A 21,586-nucleotide genomic window follows, 5' to 3' on the forward strand; every position below is an offset into this window, starting at 1 on the left:
TTAGTCATTGTCAGATTTTGCTTTGCCACTGCTAAGTAATACAAAAATCGCGCGCCGCTATACCTTTGGCGCCTTGTTTAGCACCATAAACACACCCAATGCCATTAATACTAGACCGACGCCTCGCTGAGTACCGAGGGCATATTTTTGAACACCGAGAAGACCAAAGTGATCGATAATAGTCATTGCGATGAGCTGCCCAAGCAACACAAAGGAAATCGCATTAGATACACCAAAGCGTGGCGCAACCCACGTTATACTCAAAATATAGAACACGACAAAAAAGCCACCAAAATACAAGTAAAGGGGAGTATCTGTAGCAAACAAAGTGGACGGTAGGCCTTCAGTTACAAGTAGGTAGGCCGTTGCTAAAATCAAGCCTATAAAAAACAGTATGGCCGCCGCGTGGGCAGGGCTCTGCAGCCTTGCGCCCAGACCACCATTAAGCGCAGCCATAACAGGGATACCCAATCCAGCGACCAGCATTACTGATGAATAAATCAGGGTGTTACTCATATATTTACCGCAATAGATAATATTTCATACTGAATGCCCGGCCACTAGGCCGGACTTATTTAAAGCTGTGTAGCGGCTAGATAAGCGCCACTATTACACCGTAAAACAGAACAAGAAAACCAAACACTTCTGCAGCGATAAGCATCCACATATGCACCGAAATAAGTTTTGCCGATATGCTAGTTTTACCAACGCGAAAAGGTGGCTTTAGTTGATTATCAGTATCTTGTAAAAGCCCATGAATAAAATAAGTAAATATAGCGCTGGCAAAGTAAAGCAAAACCGCGCTTACCGCCACGATCTCCACAATGCTAGGTAGCTGACTTATTTCAACAAATTTCGCCAGCAAGATAGCAGCAAACGCATAAAGCAATGAGGAACGATGACATATATCAACATAGGGGTGTGCTTGGCCATTTTCAGAGGCCATAATTTGCTGGTATTTCCAGATACCCGACAATAAACCAAGCAGGAAAAATACTCCTGCGGAGATCACCGCCACGCTTTCTGCTGTTTCCATATATTTTATTCTCGGCATCATTGCTAAAGACAATATCCGACGCCACACATCAGTTAGCGGAACACCCCTTAAACTAAACGCAGCAACGATTACTGCCGCTGATAGCTGCGCGACACTGTAACAGATCTTGTTATTTAACGGTAAAAAGCAGGTGTAATTTGGATTTTTTATAATCCGTAAAAAAGCACAACATTATGGTTTGGGAAGTAGCAATAACACCATATCGTTGCGCGCAGCTTACTGCCGGTCTTAGCTTAGCCATCCCTGGCTAGGCCATGTGCTTTGAGTGCGGGATTTATTTCTTACGGCCAGGCAAAATCCCCATGGTCTTACAAATAATGCTGAGCATCACTTCGTCGGCGCCACCCCCGATTGAGGTGAGTCGGCTATCTCGGTAGGCACGGGCTACTGGGTTGTCCCACATATAACCCATGCCACCCCAGTACTGCATGCAGCTGTCGCTGACTTCGCGCAGCAAGCGCCCAACTTTAAGCTTAGCCATAGAGGCCTTGCGGGTAACGTCTTCACCGTCGATATAGCCTTCTACGGCGTTGTAGACTAAGGCGCGCAGGGCTTCGACTTCGGTTTGCAGCTCCGCCATGCGGAAGTGCACTACTTGATTGTCGAGTACTGACTGACCGAAGATCTGGCGATCGCGAGTATATTCAATGGTTTTGTTTATGCAATCTTCCATACCCTTTAAGCCACCCGCCGCGGCAAATAGCCGCTCTTCTTGAAATTGCAGCATTTGATAGATAAAGCCGTGGCCCTCTTCACCAATCAGATTTTTTTGTGGCACTCGCACATCGTCAAAGAAAACTTGAGCGGTATCTGACGAACGCATACCCAGCTTATTAAGGCGCTCAGAAAATGACACGCCGGGGGTATTGGTGGGCACAATAATCAGGGATTTATTGAGGTGCGGTTTATCGTCACTGGTATTGGCAAGCAAGCACAAATAGTCGGCTTGGGTGGAGTTGGTAATCCACATTTTAGTACCGTTAATGACGTAATCATCACCGTCTTTTTTAGCTGTGGTTTTAATTGCCGCCACATCGGAACCAGCGTGGGGCTCACTCACAGCAATAGAAAATACCGCATCACCAGCAATGGCGGGAACTAGAAACTGACGACGCAGTTCGTCGCTGCCAAAGCGCGCCAAGGCGGGTGTGGCCATATCGGTTTGCACACCAATGCCCATCGACACTCCGCCGCTGGCGATGCGACCCAGCTCCTCGGAGAACACGATTTGGTAGCTGTAGTCTAAGCCCATACCGCCATACTCCACGGGCTTAGCAATGCCCAGCAAACCGAGATTCCCCATTTTTTTAAACAATTCATGGGCCGGAAAAATACCTTCGGCCTCCCACTGATCTGCATAGGGGTTAATTTCGGTGTCAATAAAACGGGCGATGGTTTCGCGTATGGCATTATGTTCTTCGGTAAATTTCATGATGACTCCATATTATTTGTATGTGCAGCGTTTAGCCGAACAAATTGGGTACATTCGCAAACGGATACGGTGTTGGCGAAAACAAGGACGTCTCTTTGCCAACGGCCTCAGTTTTTTGAAAAGCGGCTCTCGCCGTCATACGTTGAAAATAATCTAGCACTTGCGGTTCATAAAACTGCGACAGACCTAAACCATCACCAAGGTATAGGGCATAGGCCACGGCAATATCGGCCACCGTAAAGCGCTCGGCGCAGAGAAACTCCCGCCCTGCTATATGGTTATTCAAGCGCTTGAGTCGCGCTAAAAACCATTTGTAATAATCCTCCACCACTTGGGGCTGACGGCGTTCCGGCGGCTCTAATTGGGAATAGCGCAAAACCAAGGTTTGCGGAAAGGTGAGCGTGGCATCGCTGTGAAACAGCCAGTTAAGGTAGTCGCCATATTCCGGGTGGTCTACCTTTAAGCCAAAGTCATAACGCTGGTAGCGCTCTACCAAATACAGACCAATCGCCGAGGACTCCGTCATGTGGGTATCGCCGTCGACAAAATACGGAACCGTGCCCAACGCATTAACGTCGAGGTAGTCGCGCTGAAACATCCGCGGCGGGAACGGCAGTACTTCTAGCTCATGTTCAATACCCATTTCCTCTAGCGCCCACAGCGCGCGCAGGGACCGTGAGGTATAGCAATGCCATAATTTTGGTTTGGTTTTTGGGCTCAATATTGCTGCCATAATTGGTGTCCTTAAAGCTTATATTGGCGCGCGGCAAGATCGCGCATAATTTCTTCGGAGCCGCCACCAATGGCGTTAACCCGCACTTCGCGATAAAAGCGCTCTACGCGATTGCCCCGCAAATAGCTGGCGCCGCCGAGTATCTGGCTCGCCTCCCGCGCGCAGTACTCCATGGTTTCGCTAGCTTGAACTTTGGCCATAGCTAAATCGCCAGGATCGCAGCGACCCTCAATGGCGGCCTGAGTGAGGTATTGCAAATAGGTTTGTGTGGCATTTATTTTTTGCTTCATGCTTGCGATCTTGTGGCGAATCACTTGGTGGTCGGCCAAACGTTTACCAAAGGTTTTACGCTGCTGCGCCCACTCTACGGCGTCTTCTAAACAGGCGCGCGCAGCCGCTTCCATGGTCACCGCCAAACTTAAGCGCTCTGGATTGAAATTGGTCATAATAACCCAAAAGCCCTGGCCCTCTTCGCCCAGTAAATTCTCGGCAGGTACGCGCACATTATCAAAATAAATGGTGCCGGTGTCGGCGCACCACCAGCCCTGTTTTCGATTTAGCGGCGTTCTTGCCACTCCCGGCAAGTCGGTCGGAATTAATAGCATCGACACCCCCCGGCCACCCTCTCCGCCAGTGCGCACCGCAGTAGACACCCAGTCGGCGCCCATCACCCCAGAGATAAAGGTTTTACTGCCATTAACAATATAGTAGTCGCCGTCGCGAACAGCCGTAGTGGTGATATTGGCCACATCTGAGCCACCAGACGGTTCAGTGATACCCAGCGATATACGCTTCTCGCCAGCCAGAACCGGCGGCGCCACCATTTGCTTTAACGCCTCACTGCCGTAATTCATTACTGGCGGCAGACCAATGCCGTGAATAAGCAGATTGCTGATAAGCCCACCGGCCGAACCGGCGCGGGTAAACTCTTCATTGGTGATGTTGACGTGCCATTGGTCAATACCCTCTGAAATACCACCATAGGCTTCGGGGTAACCCAGTTGCAACACGCCAATGTCGGCGGCTTTCTGCCAGAGGCTGTCGGGTACTTTGCCCGCTTCTTCCCAGTCATCTAGAAATGGCACGACTTCCTTTTCTAACCATTTGCGCAGCTGAGTACGCCACTCTTCATGTTCGGGGCGCAAATAGGGGTTATACAGACGCGCGCTATCAAAATTTAATGACATTGTGCTCACTCACCTTAGTTTGTTATTTAAAACTACCAGCTAGTCTAGCGGCTCGGCAGAATTAGGCTTGGGCAAAGGTGCCAGCGGAGTCGGGAATGAGTGCCAATGACAGGCGCGGGGCTATTTATTGTTTGCGATAATCGCGCGGCGACTGGCCATGCCAGCTGCGGAATGCACCAGAGAAGGAGCTCTGATCCATATAGCCCAGCAAAAAGGCGATATCGGTAATGCTCAAGCGCTCATCACCGAGATATTGGATCGCCAGCTCTGCACGTAATTCCTGCAAAACCTGTAAGAACTGCGTGCCCTGCGCCGCTAAACGGCGCTGCAGAGTGCGGCGAGAAATACCGAGGGCTTCAGCGGCTCGGTCTATGTTCATATCGCCGCTGGGCAGCAGGCGCAGCAGCGTTTTACGTACCGCAAGGACAAAGTCATTATTGTTGCTATTGTCTTCGAACAAATAGCGAATCGGCTGGGCCAGGGCTTGAACCCAATTTGCATCCAATTTGATCAGGGCATAATCAAGACAGGCGCGGTCTAAATACACGCAGCTGGTAGGCTGATCAAAACGTAAACAGTCACCAAACTGCTGTTTTAACAAATCCAGATCGGCGGGCTCGGCATAGCTGAAATGTGCAGCCCGTATCGGTATTGGCCGCACGCACACGGAATTCACAATCGCCGCCGCAACCGACAGCGATGAATCACTCAGGTAGCGCTGGGCGGCGCTCTCTGGCGCCAATGGCTGCCAATCTAAACGAATAAACTCGCCCTCCCGACGCACCTTAACCTCGCCAATATCGCCCACTATTCGCAATACACTTGGCATGACATTAAGGTATTCACGAAAGGTAGTGCAGGCGGAACAGGCGTAGAGCTGGAGATTCAAGCGGTTGACGTAGTCTATGCGACCAATATAAAGGCCAATATCTGGGCTTGCGACTTTATGGGCCACCAGTTCATAAAGACGAAAAAGATCGCTCACAGGGTAACGACGATCGCTGTCTTCGAGTTCACTTAGGGTGACGCCCATCTCAGTGAACAATGCCGTAATATCAGCGCCCAAGGCTTCCGCCGCCTGAAACAAGGCTTTAAAGGCCGAGCTATTTACTGCTCGCTCCGACGCTGCTGGCAAATCTGACACTGGCATTATGATGGACACTGCACAAAAATCTAAGTGTATGCGAGGCGCTTGCTACTGGGTAGGCTTAATTCTACGCCGCCGCCAACATGGCCGTTTAGCGCAGCCCGCCCCGTAAGCATAGACCTGAACCGACACTCGGCTATAATGTTTGTCTTGCTAACATTCCGCGGTTTACTCTGGAGGTTTCTTGCGCTGCTCATCACTAAACAACACTCATCGCTCGCGGTCACCGGTCTTAAAAGCGCTTAGCGTAGCGCTAATCATGCTCGCTGCGGCCAGTAATTTACAGGCAGAAGTCAGTGTATCGACGCACATTTCCACCATTGGCCCAGGCATTGAATTGGGCTATAAATTAAGCCCCGCTTTTGGTGTGCGGGCTGGTTGGCAGAAATTTGCGACTGACTTTGATTTTAAACCCGAGGACGAGAATGGCGTACCCGGCGACGAATTGCGCTACGAGGGTGATTTAAACCTGGAAAATGGCAGCCTGCTGGCAGATTGGTATCCTTATAAGGGCCGGTTTCGGCTCACCGCAGGCGTACTACTGAACAATAGTGGCACTAGGCTCAAAACCAACTGCCAAACGAATACCGCCGGTGCACCGCTTGCTAATAGCTGCGAAATTGGCGGCGCTAGCGCACCCGGCAGCGATATTGGAGAGCTGCGTATTGCCATCGACTTTGAAGCAAGCATTGCACCTTATATTGGGATTGGCTGGGCTTTTCAGCGCAACCAGCAATGGTATTTTAATGCCGACCTAGGTATTGCCTATTTAGGTGCAGCCGATGTCGACATTCAATCTTCAGGTTCTTGCAATGACACGAGCGCCTGTCGCGCCCAGCTCGATGATGAAGAACGAGAATTGGAAAAAGACATGGAATCTCTTGAGCTTTTCCCAGTAGCAAAACTGGGTATCGGCTACCGTTTCTAACTAAACATCGTATCGCGGTGAGCGCCACATAATAACGATTTCACTGCTATGGAGGGAATCTGGGCATGAGCACATTTGAGTTCCACACCACTAAATCTATTATTGTTGAGCGCGACGCGGCTGCCAATATTGGGGCTCGGGTCTTGGATATGCACTGCCATTCAGTATTAATTGTTACTGATCCTGGCGTGCTGGCCGCCCATTTACTCGAGACGGTCCTAGCGAGCTTTAAACAGCATAATGTCGCGGTCAGTGTGTTTTCCGATGTACTTGCGGATCCCCCCGAATCAGTCATTTTTGCGGGCATCGCTGCCGCCAAAGCCGCCAATGCCGACTGCATTATTGGCTTTGGTGGCGGCAGCTCCATGGACGTTGCCAAGTTAGTTGCCCTGCTTGCCTACGGCGGCCAAGCGCTTGCTGACATCTATGGTGTCAATCAAGCCAAAGGCCCGCGCCTACCGTTAATACTGGTACCAACCACCGCGGGCACCGGATCAGAAGTCACCGCCATTGCCATTGTCACCACCGGCGCAAATGAAAAAAAGGGCGTAGTGTCACCCTTGCTGCTACCTGATGTTGCCCTGCTCGACGCAAGACTAACACTCGGCTTGCCTCCCGCCGTTACCGCCGCCACCGGTATCGACGCTATGGTGCATGCCATAGAAGCCTATACCAGCAAACGCCTTAAAAACCCCATCTCCGACGCTTTGGCCAAAGATGCCCTGCGCTTGCTTGCCGCCAATATTCATACCGCCTGCGAACACGGCAATAATATTCAAGCACGGGAAAATATGCTGCTCGGCGCCTGCTTGGCGGGCATGGCCTTCGCCAACGCCCCTGTCGGCGGCGTGCACGCACTAGCCTACCCCGTGGGTGCCCGCTTCCACGTTCCCCACGGTCTGTCTAATTCATTAATGCTAGGGCCGGTATTGCACTTTAATATGAGCGAGGCTGAAGCCCTGTACGCCGAACTCGCCGAGGTGGTCTACCCCGCGGCCAGCGGCAGTAGCTTTCGCCGCGCCACCATGTTGATTGAATACCTGCAAAACCTCCCCGCTGAGCTAGGAATTGCCACGCGCCTTAGCGACGTCGGCATTAGTGAACAAGATGTCGACAGTTTGGCTGCAGACGCGATGAAGCAAACACGACTACTCATTAACAACCCTAGGGAAATAAGCTTGGCCGATGCAACAGCACTATACAAGGAGGCCTTATGAGCGACAAAGCTCCCCTGCCTACACGTGACGACTATCGCTATTTTTGCGAAATTCAAACCCGCTGGCACGACAACGACGTCTACCAGCATGTAAACAACGTAATTTATTATTCTTTCTTCGACACCGCCGTAAATGAACATTTAATTAACAGCGGCGTTTTGGATATTGCGACTAGCACCGCGATTGGTCTAGTAATTGAAACTCAGTGCCAATACTTTTCTTCGGTGAGTTTTCCTGACAAAGTGAGTGTCGGTCTAAAGGTGGTCCATTTAGGGAATAGCAGTGTGCGCTATGAAACCGCGCTATTTCGCAATAACGACACAGACGCCGCGGCCCTCGGTCGTTTTGTTCATGTTTATGTGGACCGCCAAACGAATCGGCCCGTGCCCATACCGGACCCCGTCCGCAAGGTATTAAAAAGCATTACCGTCAATTAAGACGACAAGGAGAGCTATTCATGTCAGACCCACTGCAGCAAGTCATCGCGCTACTCGGCCTAGAAAAAATTGACGAAAACCTCTACCGGGGACAGTCAGAAGCCACGGATTGGGGTCGGGTATATGGCGGCCAAGTAATTGCGCAAGCACTTTCTGCCGCCGCCCAACAGGTCGACCCCGAGCGCCACATCCACTCATTTCACTCCTATTTTTTGCGGCCGGGGAATCCCGATTACCCGATTATTTTTGAAGTAGAAAGCAATCTCGATGCCGGCACCATCTCCAACCGTCGCGTTAAAGCCGTGCAGCGCGGCCAAACCATCTTTTTTATGACCAGTTCCTTTCAGCTCAATATCGACAGCTTTGATCACCAATCAGAAATGCCTGACGTGCCGCCACCAGAAAACCTACCGAAGGAAATGGAATTATCAGCAGAGGCGATACGCTTAACACCCGAAGAGTGGCTGCCAAAATTTAATGCCGTTCGCGCCATCGATTTTCGCGCAGTCGGTCATGACGACCCCAGCATGCCAATCAATCACAAGCGCATGTGGATGAAACCAAACGGACCGCTACCCAATAATCCCTGTGTACACAATTACCTCTTAGCCTACGCTTCGGACTTTTGTTTTTTATCTACCGCGAGCCACCCTCACAATGTGTCGTTTATGACCGAGGATATGCGCATGGCCACTATCGACCACAGCATGTGGTATCACCGTCCATTTGATTTTAACGACTGGCTGCTCTACGACATGGACAGCCCCAGCGCTTCTAACGGCCGTGGTTTTGTGCGCGGTAAGATTTATGATCGCGCTGGAAGATTAGTAGCCAGCAGTACCCAAGAGGGTATTATGCGTAAGAAGCGCGGTAGCTAAAAAAACGCCACAACAATACAAGCGACAACAATTAACAGTTTACAATCACCTATAGCGGCGACCTAAACCAGTACCAAATTTAGGTCGCCCAACTATTTAGCCACGCCATTTAACCCCAGTCGCAACAGCTGCGACTCAATACATATTCTTTTTATAGTCGATCTCCAAACCCTTCTTCATCGCACCAGGCAAAGACACCGCTGCACGGGCGATTTTTGCTTGTATGGAACGCGCATTACTTTGTTGTATGTGGGACTTGAATATTTCTGATGGAATCAGATCTTTAGGCGCTATTTGCGGTGACCACAGCGCAGACTTCGCTAGGGCTATGCTAGGCTTTATTTCTATTGAGCTAAGATTGATTTTTGTAACAAGCTTTGGCTCCTTGCCTTGGACCTTAAAGCGCTGCAGAAGACCTCCATCAGTACGAAGCTCGGCGCTGCCGCGCAGCGTCAGTATGTCGGTACAGCCTGGCACTATCCCGATCATGCTAACTTCGGGTTGCTCGATAATATTACGAAAGCTGTCAATTCTGCGATTACCGGGCCGATCAGCCAAATAAATGACGCCCTCTTCCTCTTGTATCAAGAAGTTTTCCAGGTCGCCCTTGAGGCTAACATCCGCTTGCCCGCTGCTGTTGATACTGGCCAGCGCTAAAAATTGCACCTGCTGTATAAATTCCGATACCTCGTGGCTTGATTGTTCTAATGAGCGAGGCGCCCAAAAATTTGAGCGACGGAAGGCCTTGGCGCAATGCAAATAGCACTCTTCTACTTCTAGGCTCAGCAGTCCGTCAGCGACATTCGCGACCTTGCCATTAACGCGCAAGGTTTCATCCATACCGCTTACGATAAACAATGCACCGAAGGACAAACCACTCTCGACGATACTTCCCGAATCTAAAGCGCTTAAGGGAATTTGCAAGTGCTTAGCATCGAGCACAGATACAAAGCCCTCGCCGCCCGCCGCTGAGAGATCAATATACCCAGCGTTACCAAAGCCTATAAACCCGAAGCAGGTATATGACAGCCAGCGCTGAGCATGCTCGTCGATATGATCGATGACTTTAAGGTCTCGAGGCGCAGGCAAGCTACCAACCCTACTCTGCACCTGCTCAAGGCTATTTAACTTCAAAAACATTTACTCCCCGTAGAAATTGAGGATAACACCCGCGCTGGCAGCAGATGACTTAGCCTATTTTCTAAACTGTTTAAAGTCGGGTTTGCGCTTTTCCATAATGGCCATTACCGCTTCTATATTTTCTGGGCTACCGGCTAAGCGCGCCATGCCTTCGGTCTCGCCGCCCATGACGGAGTGAATGGCTGCGCGGTGAACATTGCGCATTAATTTTTTGGTTTCCACCAGGGAGTTAACCGGCCACTGGGCAATTTCCCGGGCTTTGTCCATGGCCTTAGCAAGTACCTCGTCATCACTAAACTGAGCCGCGGCAATACCTAAGCTGACTGCACGTTCGGCGTTTATCCACTCAGAGGTATACATCAGTTCTGCGGCTTTGCGCGCGCCGATAATCGCCTGTAGTTGATAGCTACTGCCCCACTCCGGCACCAAACCCAATGCGGTGAACGGGAAGCGTAAACGCAGACTCTCGCCAACATAGATCACATCGGTATGCAGCAATAAAGTAGCGCCGCCGCCTACCGCAACACCACAGGCGGCACTGACCACAGGCTTATCGAAATCGACCAGCGCTTTTGCCGATATCGCAAAAGGGTGCTCGCCATCTGACTCTGAAAAATCATTGAGATCGACCCCGGAGGAAAAATCGCTGCCTGCCCCAGTGATCACCACACAGGCAACTGCCGGATTTTCACCAGCGGCAATTAAGGCATCCCGAAACGCCAGCCACTGCTCATTACTAAAGGCGTTTTTTCTCTTGGGTCGGTTGAGGGTTAACAGCAATACGCCATCGTCATCGAGTTGTTGTAGTACGGTGTCGCTCATTGAGGGCCTCAATTTGGGTTTATTTTAATATGAAATCGCGCCGTGTTATCACAACGCACAGGTACTGAATTTTGCGTCAGACGTCTGACGTCGGACGTCCGACAAAGCCAGCCTTAATCATAAAATCGCACGCAGTCGGGCAAGGCCGCCCGTTCAGTTCGGCAGCTATTCACTGAGTCGCTAGTGTCTTCGTAGCCAAATGACAGACCAAACAGAAGCTTATTACTCGGGTCGATACCCAGCTCCTCGCGCACCAAGTCGCAATTAAAACTCAGGGCAGTTTGCGGGCAGCTGGCTAGGCCATGGGCAGTTAGGCTAAGCATGAGGGTTTGAGCATACATACCCAAATCGGCGGCTTCGCGCAGGCCGAAGCCCTCGGGCAAAAAGAGAAAGGCGACGTGGGGTGCACCAAAGAAGGTAAAATTATTAGCAAACTGTTCGCTACGGGCCGCTTTGTCGTCGCGGCTAATACCCATTGCGCCATACAATGTTGCGGCCGCAGCGTATTGGCGCTCTTTATAAACCCCGGCGTATTTCCCGTCATAAGGAAAGTCCATGGTCCAGGCACCACTATTAAACGCCTGCGGAATTTTATTACGTAAGCGCTCAATACTCTCACCACTCGCCACAGCGACCTGCCAGGGCTGAGTATTACAGTTGGAGGGCGCCTGTTGCGCAGTGGCAAATACTGCCTCTAATATTGCGCGGTCTACTGGCGCGGGCAAAAAACTGCGCACCGAGCGGCGCTGCTGCACTACTGCTGAAAATATTGCTGCTGATTCGGACATCTTAATTTGCCTGTTTTACGGCGCCGTTCGCCAATAGCTCGGCAATTGTCGATGTATCAAAGCCGAGCTGTTGTAACAGTGCGCGGGAGTCTTGCCCCTCTGCGATGGGGCCGTGTTTGAGTTCACCCGGCGTACGGGAAAACCGCGGCGCGGGCGCCGATTGTAATACGCCATCGCGGCGCACTAGGTTTTGGCGATGTTGATTATGGGGATAGGTCTCCGCTTCATCTAGATCTAAGACCGGTGCAAAACAGGCGTCGCTACCTGCGAAAATCACACACCACTCTTCGCGGGTTTTCTCTAAAAAACGCGCCGCCATCGCCGCTCTGCGCTCTGGCCACGCCGCTTTATTCATTTGGTTTAAATAGTCGGTGGCGCCAAAATCAAGCTCGAGTTTGTCTAGGAGCTGCGCATAGAAATGCGGCTCTACTGCGCCGACTGATACCGAGCGGCCATCTTTGCAGAGGTAGTTTCGGTAGTACGGCGCGCCGCCATCCAGTAAATTTTGCTCGCGCTGGTTTTCCCAAAAGCCAATGCCCTTGAGGCCGTGAATAGTGCTGAGCAGTGAAATTGCGCCGTCGCAGATGGCGGCATCAACAACTTGGCCACGCCCAGATTGGTGACGTTCTAATAAAGCCGACAATATTCCCAGCAACAAAAACATGGAGCCGCCGCCTAAATCGCCAATCACGTTGAGGGGCACGGGCGGCGCCTCATTGGCATTGCCAAAGCTGTCGAGCAATCCAGTTATCGCAATGTAATTAAGATCGTGGGCGGCGATTTTAGCCAGCGGGCCATCTTGCCCCCAGCCTGTCATTCGCCCGTAGACCAGACGCGGATTGCGTTGTGCGCAAACCTCGGGGCCCAGCCCGAGTTTTTCCATTACACCGGGGCGGAAGCATTCAATTAACACATCGGCATTGTCTAATAGCTGTAAAACGACATCGACCGCCTCGGGCTTTTTGAGATCGAGGGCAATAGATTGCCGCCCGCGTGCTGTGACATCGCCGGGGTTCGCGCCCATGCCGCCACCGCTGGCGCGGTCAATACGAATAACCTCGGCGCCCAGATCTGCCAATAACATACAGGCGTAGGGTGCAGGACCAATGCCTGCCATTTCAATAACGCGGATACCGCTTAGGGGGCCGGACATAGGAAACCTCAAAATGACGGGAGATGCTGTACGGGAGACGGCAAACGCTAAAACCAGAGAAGAGGAGCCCTTGCGTCTCCCCTCTCCCGTCTCGCATTAAGCTATTTTTATTCGCCCTTAAATACCGCTGGACGCTTTTCTTTGAAAGCGCGCATACCTTCTTTGGCATCTTTAGACGCGAATACTGGGCCTGCCAGTTCATCGGATTTCTGCATGGCTTCGTCTTCGCTTAGGTGCTCGGTGTGCTCACGTAACGAGCGCACCACAGCCTTCACGGCCAAGGGGCCGTTAGCGCAAATTTTAGCGGCAAATTTCTTGGCTTCATTCAGGGTTTCACCCTTGGGCACCACCCGGTTGATTAAACCAAACTCCAATGCCTGCTGGGCGCTGACACGATCACCTGTTAGGAGTATTTCTGCAGCTATGCAGTAGGGAATTTGCTTGCGCAGGCGAATAGTCGAGCCTGACATAGGGTAAAGGCCGCGAGCCACTTCGGTAACGCCAAAGATGGCGTCTTCCGCCGCCACACGAATATCGGTGCCTTGTAGTATCTCGGTGCCACCCGCCAGCGCATAGCCTTCTACCGCCAGAATAATAGGCTTACAGGGGCGATTTTCCCGCAATAGCGCCTGCCAGTGCACATTGGGTACCGTGGCCATAATGGTCATAAACTCTTCCGCGGTGGCTTGGTCGCCATCCGGGCCGACTTTTAAATCCATTCCGGCGCTGAAGGTATCGCCCTTGGCGGTGATAATAGCGCAATAAAGATTGTCGTCTTCGTCGACTAAGCGCCACGCTTTGTACATACCGAGCAGCATTTCTGAGCTAAAGGCATTTTTAGCCTCAGGACGATTCAAGGTAACAATTAAGACATTGCCCTCCTGTTCTACGAGGCAGTGTTTGGTGCTAATGTTTAATTCTGTTGGCATATTCGCTCCGTTTTATTATTGCTCGATACTGAACGGGAGATGGGAGACGCAAAACCCGACGGACATGCGAGCTTCTTCTTAAATTAGCGTCTCCCGTCAAACGTCTCCCGCCTAGGCCACTGCGCCCTTGCCGCTTTCGGCAAAAGCCTTGGCCGTTTTGTAATCCGGCTTACCGCTAGGCGCACGTGGCAGCTCTTCAATAATGTGAATTTCGCGGGGGACTTTATAACCCGCGATATGCTTACGGCAGTGTTCCTGCACATTATTGAGGTCTAGTTTTATGCCTTTACGCGCCTGAATAACGGCGCTAACACGGCTACCCCAGCGCTCATCGGCAACACCGACTACAAGGGCATCAAAAATACCTTCATGGGCTTTGAGCGCGACTTCAACTTCTTCGGGGAAGATTTTCTCGCCGCCACTATTGATGCAGTTAGAGCCACGGCCAAATACGGTTATTGAGCCGTCGTCCTCGAGCTTGGCGGCGTCGCCAGTCAGTAGCCAACGCTTGCCATCCACTTCCAAGAAGGTTTTTGCCGTTTTAACGGGGTCATTGTAGTAACCCATAGGGATATAACCCGCGCGAGCAAAAATACCGGTTTCACCCATTTCAGCATGGCGCGGTGCCTTACCTTCTTCTTCAACAATGACATCCATATAATCGGTGCGGCTAACATTTCCTAAACCGGAAGCGGTTTTTTTGCTGCCGTTGTCCATCCCCATTTGGCCGCCCTCAGAGGAGCCAAAGGCATTAGTGATAAAGACATTGGGGAAAAACTTTTTAAAGGCCTCTTGTTTGGCCTCGGAAAAAATCGCGCCGCCAGAACCAACATTGAATACATTGGACAAATCCCAGCGATCTGGGTTTGCCGCCAAGCTGTCCAGCAGAGGAATAGCCATCGCGTCGCCGACAATCTGCACCGCATGCACTTTTTCATCGGCAACAATTTGCCACACTTTATCGCCGTCAAAGGAACGATTGTGATTGAGAACCAGGGTGTTGCCAGCGAGCAATTGAATACAGGCATACCACCAAGAGGCGCCGTGCATCAATGGCGCCAAGGCGATTCCGCGCAAGGGATTTTCCATTACCCGCTCGCGAATGTCCTCAGGCTTTTCGCATGGCCCCAGTGGTGAGAAGTGACCACCGCCCCCCATCGCAGCAAAAAAGACGTTCTTGTGAGGCCACATTACGCCCTTGGGCATACCTGTGGTGCCGCCGGTATAGAGAATAAAGTAGTCCTCATCAGCGCGTTCGGCAAAATCACGAGCTTTACTTTGGGTTTCGGTAGCCTTGTGATAATCAACCGCGCCAATAAGAGACAGGTCTTCATTAGTCTCGTCGGCCACCGAGACAAAAATTTTCAGCTTTTTAGCCGCATTGCGAACTTCAGCAATGGCGGGGATAAATTCGCGATGATGGATACAGGCCACCATGTCGGCATTATCAAATATGTAGAGCAATTCATCTTTTACATAGCGATAATTTACGTTAATGGGTACCGCGCGAATTTTAAAACAGGCGAGCATCGCTTCCAGATACTCACTGCAGTTATACATATACAAACCGACATGATCACCGGCTTTTACACCCTGCGCCGCAAGATAATGCGCCATTTGATTGGCACCGGCATCTAAGGCCGCAAAGCTGCTGCGCCGATCACCACAAACCAAGGCTTCGCGCTCAGGTACTTTGTCGGCGACGGCTTCGAATAAATCGGCAAGATTAAAGTGCATTCCCATAAGGCAGTCCTTTCTTATTTTCAAGGCGATACATCGTCGCGCCCTGCAGTTTTGCGTGATTGCTATTGTTACCGCTAAGTGCATCATTGCTGACGTAGTTAACGATCATTAGACCTTTTTCGATAGCGCCCAATGTAGCAATCGCTGTCAGCACTGGCCATCCTCCCAAGGGACGAGGCCAGCGACCGGCAGTGCCAATAGTAACAATTAAGGCTTGTCGGCACTGACTACCCACATTGAGAAGAACTGCGCGCCGCCGCCATAAGCGTGGCCAAGTGCGGTTTTTGCCCCCTCAACTTGATGGCCGTGAGCTTCGCCACGGACTTGCTGAGCGGCTTCGGCAAAGCGGATCATACCTGAAGCGCCAATGGGGTTTGATGACAAGACCCCGCCCGAGCAATTCCAAGGTATATCACCACCCTCATCAAGTGACGTGGCGCCGCTCATTGTCAATTCCCAGCCCTTGCCAACGTCCGCAAAGCCGAGGTTTTCTAACCACATTGGCTCATACCATGAAAACGGCACGTAAATTTCAGCGCAGTCTAGGTCCTTCCGTGGATTATGAATACCGGCTTGGGCATAAACATCTTTTGCACAATCGATACCGGCTTGAGGATTAACCTGCTCACGCCCGGCATACATGGTCGGCTCCGAGCGCATGGCGGTGCCGCGAATCCAGGCGGGCTTACGGGGTGATTTCGTCGCAAACTCTTCATTGGCAATAATCATGGCACAGGCCCCGTCGGAAGATGGGCAGGCCTCCAAAAAGCGCAATGGCTCCCACAGCATGGGGCTGTCTTCCACTTCTTTCATAGTGATATTAGGCAGCTGCAAATGGGCTAAGGGGTTTTTTGCCCCGTGTAGACGATCTTTCACTGCGACTTTAATACCCGCGTCATAGGGCGCATCGGAACGGCGCATATACTCGCGAATAATCGGCGCAAAATAACCACCAGCACCGGCATTTAAATGCGGTGAAAACGGCTGTGGATTGGATAATGCCCACATGGCATTCGACTCTGACTGTTTCTCAAACGACACAGTTAATATGCGTTTAAACACGCCACTTTGCACATAGGATGCCGCCACTATCGCGGTTGAGCCGCCGACGGAGCCCGCCGTGTGCACCCGCAACATTGGCTTACCGTTGCAGCCCAAAGCATCAGTTAGATACAGCTCAGGCATCACGATGCCTTCAAACATATCTGGCGCTTTACCGAGAATAACCGCGTCGATATCGTTCCAAGTAAGATCTGCGTCTTCCAGTGCGGCCACTGCCGCCTCGCGCACCAGACCGGCAATAGAAACGTCTTTACGCTTGGTTTTATATTTGGTTTGGCCTACGCCAACAACCGCTGCTAACTGGGCCATTATTTCGCCTCCAATACGGTAACCAGATTTTGTTGTAGGCACGGACCCGAAGTCGCGTGAGCAACCCCACGCTTGGCTTCGCCGCGAATAATACGCATGGCAACTTCGCCGATGCGAGACAAGCCCGACGCCATCATCACATTGCCTGCCAATACCCCGCCCGAAGGATTGATCACGGTGTCGTCGCTCAAACCAAGCGCCTGCTTGAGAATAATTTCTTGATGACTAAAGGGTGCGTACAACTCAGCAACATCCACTGGGCCGCTTGCCACACCAGCCGCTTTACCGGCAATTTCGGTCGACACTGAGCGGCTCAAATCCCGCGACCCGATATGGTGAGTCTCAATGCGATGATCAATACCTTTAATCACAGCATAGGGCTTGCCCCACTCTTTGGCTTTTTCTACCGTGCAAATAATCATTGCACAGGCACCGTCGGAGATTGGGCAGCAATCGTGGCGACGCAATGGCGACATATACATGGGTTCGTCCAGTAGACTTGCCGCATCACCGTCACTTTTTAGCTGGGCGTAGGGATTACTCAGCGCGTTATTACGCGAGCGGGCAACCACTTCAGCCATGTCTAATTCGGTAATAGCACCGGAGTCCAACATAGTGCGCGCCTGCATCGCGGCAAAGGCGATGGTATCTACCCACAGTGGCGCTAGGTAGTAGGGGTCGAGCTGCTGGGACAAGACAATGGGGAGCTCACCCGGCGATGACTTGCCAAAGCCGTAGAGCAGCGCGGATTCCGCGTGGCCCATTTGAATTTTTAACCACGCTTCATAAAGCGCCCATGCCGCGTCCATTTCAACGTGAGATTCTTTAATCGGCGGCACCGCGCCCAAGGCGTCGACGCCCGCAACAAAAGCAAATGCCGCGCCCTGCTGGTAATCGCAGCTACCAGAGCAGGTAAAGTCGACATCTTGAGCATTGGTGATCCCGGCCTGCTTATAGACTTCTTGCAGCACCGGCATAATCAGTTCTACTTCGTTTTGCGCCCCAGCATCGCGCTGGCAATTAGATTGCGCAAAGGCAACTATCGCAACATCACGCATCTTATTTGCCCCCGTCGATTAATTTACCGATTTCACTAACCGCCATATCTGGCTCATCAATCGGTTTGAAATATTTAATATTTTCCATGGCATAACCCCACTCTTCCTCGGGCTTCCACACCGCCTCGACCCGCATACCAATGCGCACATCTTCGTTTTTACATTCGCTAAGCAAATGCAGGAAGCTTAAATTAGCGCCATCCAAAACGAGGTTGGCAATAACGTAAGGAGGTTTGATAGGGTTGCCAGGAATTGGGATATAAACAATGGTGAAAGACTCAACCGTTGCCTTATTGCCCAGCACCACTTCTTCTACTGTGGGCACGCCGCAGGCCGCACAAGAGCCGCGCGGTGGAATATAGACATTGCGGCAATTAGGGCAACGCTGACCTACCAACTGGCCTTTTTTAACTGAGTGCAAATACAGGGCCGTCGCCTTGCCTGCCGTAAAGTTATAGGTAAGATAAATAGGCGCTTCCATACCGGTGATGGTGTCAGTTGCGTCATTCGGTTTTAATTCGCCCAATAAGGCCACGGCCTCAGGCACAAAACCGTTGATATCGCCCATCAACCCCTTGGTCTCTTCGGCCCAGCGCACTTTAACGCGCATGCCCGTGCTCATTGCCGCTTCTTCACCGGCGTCGACCCAATGCAGCATGGGGGTATCGGCACCATCAAGCTGGATCATTGCCCAAGCAAAAGGCTTATCACTAGGGTGAGCTTTGCGAGGATGACTAACCCAGCACCAGGTCTTGACCACACCACTGTCGGGAAGATCGACAAATTCAGTCAAGGCTGCAGCACTGACTGGATCGAACTCCACCGGAGGCATGAGTACCTTGCCATCGCTAGCTTTAATACCCACCATTTTGCGATTGCGCAATGAGGTCAGGAACTGACCGACAATAGGCCCTGTCGAACGGGTATACGTGTACCCGAGGGTAAAGGCCTGGCTAAGCACTTCAGCCGATGCAGCCATCTGATTTCTCCTTCACAGTTAAATACGGTAAATTCCAAGGCGCGCCTTAATTGTTAACAAAACGATTGTTACAACAGCGTCGCCCAGAATGAGATATTCTGTAAGGAGTATCTCTGGGCCGCCAAAATCAGACAATGTCGCTGCTGATCAAGTCGCTGACAAAAACGATCATGCCCAGCCGCTTCTTATAGGACCGACAATGCCGCCGAAAGCCCCATACCAACACCGCAACCCCATTGTTCGCTATGCGCTGTTCAGCATAGGCTGGATTTCCTTTGTGTTAGGTATGATTGGTTTGCTACTGCCGGTGGTGCCGACATCGCCTTTTTTATTGCTCAGCGCCGCCTGTTTTTTACGCAGCTCACCGCGTTTTTATGTTTGGCTGACGGAGCATCCCTGGTGGGGCCGGTATATTTGTTATTTTTTAGACGGACAGGGAATTCCACGACGCATTAAAGTACTCATACTCTGTATGCTGTGGATTATGATTTTGAGTAGCGCATTTTTAATCGTGAAGATTATGTGGGTTTCAGTAACGATGATGGTGATTGCCGCTGCGGTCTCTATTTATATTGTTAGGCTGCCCGAGCCCCAGGAGTGACGGTGGCTGCGGGACGCTGGACGGAAGACGCTAAAAGCGTCGGGTGTCTGAGGTCGGACGTCGGACGTAAAGGCCTTCCTGCCAGACCTGCGACGTCAGACGTCCAAAGCCTTAGCCATATTCGCCGCAATGCTACTGGCAACTCGCTTGGCGCGCTCGGTTTTTTCACCGCTAAAGTTCTCATCAGCCGTCGCGATAAAATAGTGCAGCCACTGATCGAAATCACTGGCCTGTAAGGCCTTTTTATCATGTAACTGCCGATGAATATTCATCGTATGGCGTTGGTATTCATTATCGCCTAATAGCAGCTTTTGCCAGTACGCTTGAATACGGGGAAAGTGTTCACTGATGTCGATATTCGCCACATCAGTAAAGATAGGGGCTAATCTCGCGTCGGCAAGTAGACGCGCATAGAAAGCATCGACAAAAGCCGCAATATGTTCGGGACTATCGAGATCAGGCTTGGGAGTATTAGTAGTGGAATCAGACATCATAATTTAGATAGACATAGAGGCATAAGATTCGCAGCTTAAGCCTCTAATGCAATTCACCAATAGCCAAATACCTTATTTTTTCTTCTTGCTCGACTTCTTCTCGGTAAATTTCTTCAAGCGTTGTTTGTGCTCTACTTGCCGCTTTGTCAGCACATTTTTCTTGCCTTCAAAGGGATTTTCCGAGGTCTTATACTCAATTTTGATTGGCGTACCCATCATCTTCAATTCACGACGGAATACCTTCTCCAAGTAACGCGTATAACTGCCAGGGACTTTTTCAGTCTGATTGCCGTGAATAACTATAATTGGCGGATTCTGACCACCGGGGTGGGCATAACGCAGTTTAATACGGCGGCCATTAATCATTGGCGGCGAGTGACCGTGAACCGCACCTTCTAATATGGTGGTGAGCATACGGGTTTGTAATTGTCGAGTAGCCGATTCATAGGCCTTCTCAACCGACTCATACAAATGACCGACACCGGTACCGTGCAATGCCGAAATGAAGTGAATCTCGGCAAAATCAATAAATTGTAAACGACGATCTAATTCACTTTTTATATGATTTTTCTGATCGGCGGTGAGGCCGTCCCACTTATTGATGGCAACCACCACCGCACGCCCAGAATCCACCACCTGGCCGAGTAAGTGTAAATCTTGATCGACGATACTCTCACGACCGTCCATCACCAGAATGACAACATGCGCGTCATCTATCGCCTTCAGTGTTTTAACAATAGAGAATTTCTCTACCGCTTCGGAAATATGCTTGCGCTTGCGAATACCCGCCGTATCGATCAGGGTGTAGTCTTCGCCTTCGCGTTCATAGTTAATATAAACACTGTCGCGGGTCGTACCCGGCTGGTCGTAAACCACCACCCGATCTTCACCCAACATGCGGTTAACCAAGGTAGATTTACCCACATTTGGCCGACCGACTATCGCAATTTTTTTACCGGTGGCCAATGACGCTTGCTTGTCTTCGGCCTCTTGAGGAAACTTGGCAAGCACGTCGTCCATTAAGGCCCGCACGCCTTTGCCCTGGGTAGCCGTTAGCGGGTAGATGTGCTCCGCGCCGGTTTTGTAAAACTCCGCTTTGGCCACTTCGGCATCTACGCCGTCGACCTTATTCGCAACAAAGAACACGGGCTTGGAGCAGCTGCGCAGGTGCTTGATTAAACCTTCGTCGGCCGGCATTAAGCCAGCGCGAGAATCCAACATCAGCAATACTGCATCGGCTTCATCGATGGCCTGCATAGACTGCTGGGCCATAGGTCCGTCTATGCCTTCTTCATCGCCGTTAATACCGCCCGTGTCGATCACAATATAGCGACGACTACCATGGCTGGCCTCACCGTATTTGCGGTCACGGGTGAGACCGGGAAAATTTGCCACCAATGCATCGCGGCTTTTTGTTAGCCGGTTAAACAGAGTTGATTTGCCAACATTGGGTCGGCCTACCAAGGCGATTACTGGAACCATAATATTTTAC

23 protein-coding genes are annotated in these 21,586 nt (G+C 51.2%); 5 read left to right on the plus strand and 18 right to left on the minus strand.

Annotation, left to right across the window (positions count from 1 at the left end; translation table 11 throughout):
• Positions 1 to 57: 57 nt before the first annotated feature.
• The 6 genes from AZF00_RS12210 to AZF00_RS12235 form a co-directional block, all read right to left on the minus strand.
• A complete protein-coding gene (locus tag AZF00_RS12210) occupies positions 58 to 516 on the minus strand; it encodes a DMT family transporter (RefSeq protein ID WP_008248951.1) in 459 nt (152 codons plus the stop codon).
• Positions 517 to 592: 76 nt separating this feature from the next.
• A complete protein-coding gene (locus AZF00_RS12215) occupies positions 593 to 1,036 on the minus strand; it encodes a hypothetical protein (protein WP_008248946.1) in 444 nt (147 codons plus the stop codon).
• A 295-nt stretch (positions 1,037 to 1,331) separates the two neighbouring features.
• A complete protein-coding gene (locus AZF00_RS12220; protein WP_008248944.1) occupies positions 1,332 to 2,489 on the minus strand; it encodes an acyl-CoA dehydrogenase family protein in 1,158 nt (385 codons plus the stop codon).
• A gap of 31 nt (positions 2,490 to 2,520) precedes the next feature.
• Positions 2,521 to 3,222: a glutathione S-transferase family protein gene (locus tag AZF00_RS12225; protein WP_008248943.1), complete on the minus strand. Its 702-nt coding sequence runs from the start codon at positions 3,220 to 3,222 to the stop codon at positions 2,521 to 2,523.
• 11 nt (positions 3,223 to 3,233) lie between these two features.
• Entirely contained in the window at positions 3,234 to 4,409 is a 1,176-nt protein-coding gene (locus AZF00_RS12230) for an acyl-CoA dehydrogenase family protein (RefSeq protein WP_008248942.1), read from the minus strand.
• 124 nt (positions 4,410 to 4,533) lie between these two features.
• A complete protein-coding gene (locus tag AZF00_RS12235; RefSeq protein WP_008248941.1) occupies positions 4,534 to 5,559 on the minus strand; it encodes an AraC family transcriptional regulator in 1,026 nt (341 codons plus the stop codon).
• Positions 5,560 to 5,740: 181 nt separating this feature from the next.
• On the opposite strand from AZF00_RS12235, the gene AZF00_RS12240 reads away from it, so the two are divergent.
• The 4 genes from AZF00_RS12240 (at position 5,741) to AZF00_RS12255 (ending at position 9,016) form a co-directional block, all read left to right on the plus strand.
• Positions 5,741 to 6,484: a hypothetical protein gene (locus tag AZF00_RS12240; RefSeq protein ID WP_143829368.1), complete on the plus strand. Its 744-nt coding sequence runs from the start codon at positions 5,741 to 5,743 to the stop codon at positions 6,482 to 6,484.
• A 65-nt stretch (positions 6,485 to 6,549) separates the two neighbouring features.
• The gene (locus AZF00_RS12245) at positions 6,550 to 7,701 is read left to right on the plus strand and encodes an iron-containing alcohol dehydrogenase (protein WP_008248939.1); all 1,152 of its coding nucleotides are present in this window, start codon (positions 6,550 to 6,552) and stop codon (positions 7,699 to 7,701) included.
• A complete protein-coding gene (locus AZF00_RS12250) occupies positions 7,698 to 8,138 on the plus strand; it encodes an acyl-CoA thioesterase (RefSeq protein ID WP_008248938.1) in 441 nt (146 codons plus the stop codon). The genes AZF00_RS12245 and AZF00_RS12250 overlap by 4 nt, the downstream gene beginning before the upstream one ends.
• 20 nt (positions 8,139 to 8,158) lie before the next feature.
• Entirely contained in the window at positions 8,159 to 9,016 is an 858-nt protein-coding gene (locus tag AZF00_RS12255) for an acyl-CoA thioesterase (protein ID WP_008248936.1), read from the plus strand.
• A 135-nt stretch (positions 9,017 to 9,151) separates the two neighbouring features.
• On the opposite strand, the gene AZF00_RS12260 is transcribed toward AZF00_RS12255, so the two are convergent.
• The 10 genes from AZF00_RS12260 to AZF00_RS19630 form a co-directional block, all read right to left on the minus strand.
• Positions 9,152 to 10,156 carry a pyridoxamine 5'-phosphate oxidase family protein gene (locus AZF00_RS12260; protein WP_008248934.1) on the minus strand — a complete coding sequence of 335 codons (1,005 nt, stop codon included), beginning with the start codon at positions 10,154 to 10,156 and terminating at the stop codon, positions 9,152 to 9,154.
• Between the two features lie 54 nt (positions 10,157 to 10,210).
• Entirely contained in the window at positions 10,211 to 10,978 is a 768-nt protein-coding gene (locus tag AZF00_RS12265) for an enoyl-CoA hydratase-related protein (protein WP_008248932.1), read from the minus strand.
• A 113-nt stretch (positions 10,979 to 11,091) separates the two neighbouring features.
• Positions 11,092 to 11,766: a nitroreductase gene (locus AZF00_RS12270; protein WP_008248930.1), complete on the minus strand. Its 675-nt coding sequence runs from the start codon at positions 11,764 to 11,766 to the stop codon at positions 11,092 to 11,094.
• Position 11,767: 1 nt separating this feature from the next.
• Positions 11,768 to 12,919, minus strand: a complete 1,152-nt coding sequence (locus AZF00_RS12275; protein ID WP_008248929.1) for a CaiB/BaiF CoA transferase family protein — start codon at positions 12,917 to 12,919, stop codon at positions 11,768 to 11,770.
• A gap of 107 nt (positions 12,920 to 13,026) precedes the next feature.
• A complete protein-coding gene (locus AZF00_RS12280; protein WP_008248928.1) occupies positions 13,027 to 13,848 on the minus strand; it encodes a crotonase/enoyl-CoA hydratase family protein in 822 nt (273 codons plus the stop codon).
• Positions 13,849 to 13,959: 111 nt separating this feature from the next.
• Entirely contained in the window at positions 13,960 to 15,591 is a 1,632-nt protein-coding gene (locus AZF00_RS12285) for an acyl-CoA synthetase (RefSeq protein ID WP_143829367.1), read from the minus strand.
• Positions 15,575 to 15,745 (minus strand): hypothetical protein, encoded by a 171-nt coding sequence (locus AZF00_RS12290; protein ID WP_156474863.1) that lies wholly within the window; start codon positions 15,743 to 15,745, stop codon positions 15,575 to 15,577. Before AZF00_RS12290 ends, AZF00_RS12285 begins: the two co-directional genes overlap by 17 nt.
• A gap of 53 nt (positions 15,746 to 15,798) precedes the next feature.
• The gene (locus AZF00_RS12295; protein WP_008248926.1) at positions 15,799 to 16,962 is read right to left on the minus strand and encodes a thiolase family protein; all 1,164 of its coding nucleotides are present in this window, start codon (positions 16,960 to 16,962) and stop codon (positions 15,799 to 15,801) included.
• Positions 16,962 to 18,020, minus strand: a complete 1,059-nt coding sequence (locus AZF00_RS12300; RefSeq protein ID WP_008248925.1) for a thiolase family protein — start codon at positions 18,018 to 18,020, stop codon at positions 16,962 to 16,964. Before AZF00_RS12300 ends, AZF00_RS12295 begins: the two co-directional genes overlap by 1 nt.
• A 1-nt stretch (position 18,021) precedes the next feature.
• Positions 18,022 to 18,999 (minus strand): Zn-ribbon domain-containing OB-fold protein, encoded by a 978-nt coding sequence (locus tag AZF00_RS19630; RefSeq protein WP_008248924.1) that lies wholly within the window; start codon positions 18,997 to 18,999, stop codon positions 18,022 to 18,024.
• Between the two features lie 199 nt (positions 19,000 to 19,198).
• Between AZF00_RS19630 and AZF00_RS12310 the strand changes: the two genes are divergently transcribed.
• Positions 19,199 to 19,600, plus strand: a complete 402-nt coding sequence (locus AZF00_RS12310) for a YbaN family protein (protein WP_008248923.1) — start codon at positions 19,199 to 19,201, stop codon at positions 19,598 to 19,600.
• 95 nt (positions 19,601 to 19,695) lie between these two features.
• Here AZF00_RS12310 and AZF00_RS12315 read toward each other — a convergent pair whose 3' ends face one another.
• Both AZF00_RS12315 and der read right to left on the minus strand, forming a co-directional pair.
• Positions 19,696 to 20,094: a group III truncated hemoglobin gene (locus AZF00_RS12315; protein WP_008248922.1), complete on the minus strand. Its 399-nt coding sequence runs from the start codon at positions 20,092 to 20,094 to the stop codon at positions 19,696 to 19,698.
• Positions 20,095 to 20,166: 72 nt separating this feature from the next.
• On the minus strand, positions 20,167 to 21,576 hold the full coding sequence (der, locus tag AZF00_RS12320) for a ribosome biogenesis GTPase Der (RefSeq protein ID WP_008248921.1): 1,410 nt from the start codon (positions 21,574 to 21,576) through the stop codon (positions 20,167 to 20,169).
• Between the last annotated feature and the right edge of the window lie 10 nt (positions 21,577 to 21,586).

The organism is Zhongshania aliphaticivorans, from assembly GCF_001586255.1.
Taxonomy (GTDB): Bacteria; Pseudomonadota; Gammaproteobacteria; order Pseudomonadales; family Spongiibacteraceae; genus Spongiibacter; species Spongiibacter aliphaticivorans.

Excerpts from the sequence above, each read along its gene's own strand:
- AZF00_RS12230 (WP_008248942.1), bottom strand. The coding sequence starts at position 4,409 with ATGTCATTAAATTTTGATAGCGCGCGTCTGTATAACCCCTATTTGCGC.
- AZF00_RS19630 (WP_008248924.1), bottom strand. The coding sequence starts at position 18,999 with ATGGCTGCATCGGCTGAAGTGCTTAGCCAGGCCTTTACCCTCGGGTAC.
- AZF00_RS12275 (WP_008248929.1), bottom strand. The coding sequence starts at position 12,919 with ATGTCCGGCCCCCTAAGCGGTATCCGCGTTATTGAAATGGCAGGCATT.
- AZF00_RS12285 (WP_143829367.1), bottom strand. The coding sequence starts at position 15,591 with ATGGGAATGCACTTTAATCTTGCCGATTTATTCGAAGCCGTCGCCGAC.
- AZF00_RS12315 (WP_008248922.1), bottom strand. The coding sequence starts at position 20,094 with ATGATGTCTGATTCCACTACTAATACTCCCAAGCCTGATCTCGATAGT.
- AZF00_RS12300 (WP_008248925.1), bottom strand. The coding sequence starts at position 18,020 with ATGCGTGATGTTGCGATAGTTGCCTTTGCGCAATCTAATTGCCAGCGC.
- AZF00_RS12310 (WP_008248923.1), top strand. The coding sequence starts at position 19,199 with ATGCCGCCGAAAGCCCCATACCAACACCGCAACCCCATTGTTCGCTAT.
- AZF00_RS12220 (WP_008248944.1), bottom strand. The coding sequence starts at position 2,489 with ATGAAATTTACCGAAGAACATAATGCCATACGCGAAACCATCGCCCGT.
- AZF00_RS12295 (WP_008248926.1), bottom strand. The coding sequence starts at position 16,962 with ATGGCCCAGTTAGCAGCGGTTGTTGGCGTAGGCCAAACCAAATATAAA.
- AZF00_RS12280 (WP_008248928.1), bottom strand. The coding sequence starts at position 13,848 with ATGCCAACAGAATTAAACATTAGCACCAAACACTGCCTCGTAGAACAG.
- der (WP_008248921.1), bottom strand. The coding sequence starts at position 21,576 with ATGGTTCCAGTAATCGCCTTGGTAGGCCGACCCAATGTTGGCAAATCA.
- AZF00_RS12245 (WP_008248939.1), top strand. The coding sequence starts at position 6,550 with ATGAGCACATTTGAGTTCCACACCACTAAATCTATTATTGTTGAGCGC.
- AZF00_RS12265 (WP_008248932.1), bottom strand. The coding sequence starts at position 10,978 with ATGAGCGACACCGTACTACAACAACTCGATGACGATGGCGTATTGCTG.
- AZF00_RS12260 (WP_008248934.1), bottom strand. The coding sequence starts at position 10,156 with ATGTTTTTGAAGTTAAATAGCCTTGAGCAGGTGCAGAGTAGGGTTGGT.
- AZF00_RS12215 (WP_008248946.1), bottom strand. The coding sequence starts at position 1,036 with ATGGAAACAGCAGAAAGCGTGGCGGTGATCTCCGCAGGAGTATTTTTC.
- AZF00_RS12235 (WP_008248941.1), bottom strand. The coding sequence starts at position 5,559 with ATGCCAGTGTCAGATTTGCCAGCAGCGTCGGAGCGAGCAGTAAATAGC.
- AZF00_RS12270 (WP_008248930.1), bottom strand. The coding sequence starts at position 11,766 with ATGTCCGAATCAGCAGCAATATTTTCAGCAGTAGTGCAGCAGCGCCGC.
- AZF00_RS12250 (WP_008248938.1), top strand. The coding sequence starts at position 7,698 with ATGAGCGACAAAGCTCCCCTGCCTACACGTGACGACTATCGCTATTTT.
- AZF00_RS12255 (WP_008248936.1), top strand. The coding sequence starts at position 8,159 with ATGTCAGACCCACTGCAGCAAGTCATCGCGCTACTCGGCCTAGAAAAA.
- AZF00_RS12210 (WP_008248951.1), bottom strand. The coding sequence starts at position 516 with ATGAGTAACACCCTGATTTATTCATCAGTAATGCTGGTCGCTGGATTG.
- AZF00_RS12225 (WP_008248943.1), bottom strand. The coding sequence starts at position 3,222 with ATGGCAGCAATATTGAGCCCAAAAACCAAACCAAAATTATGGCATTGC.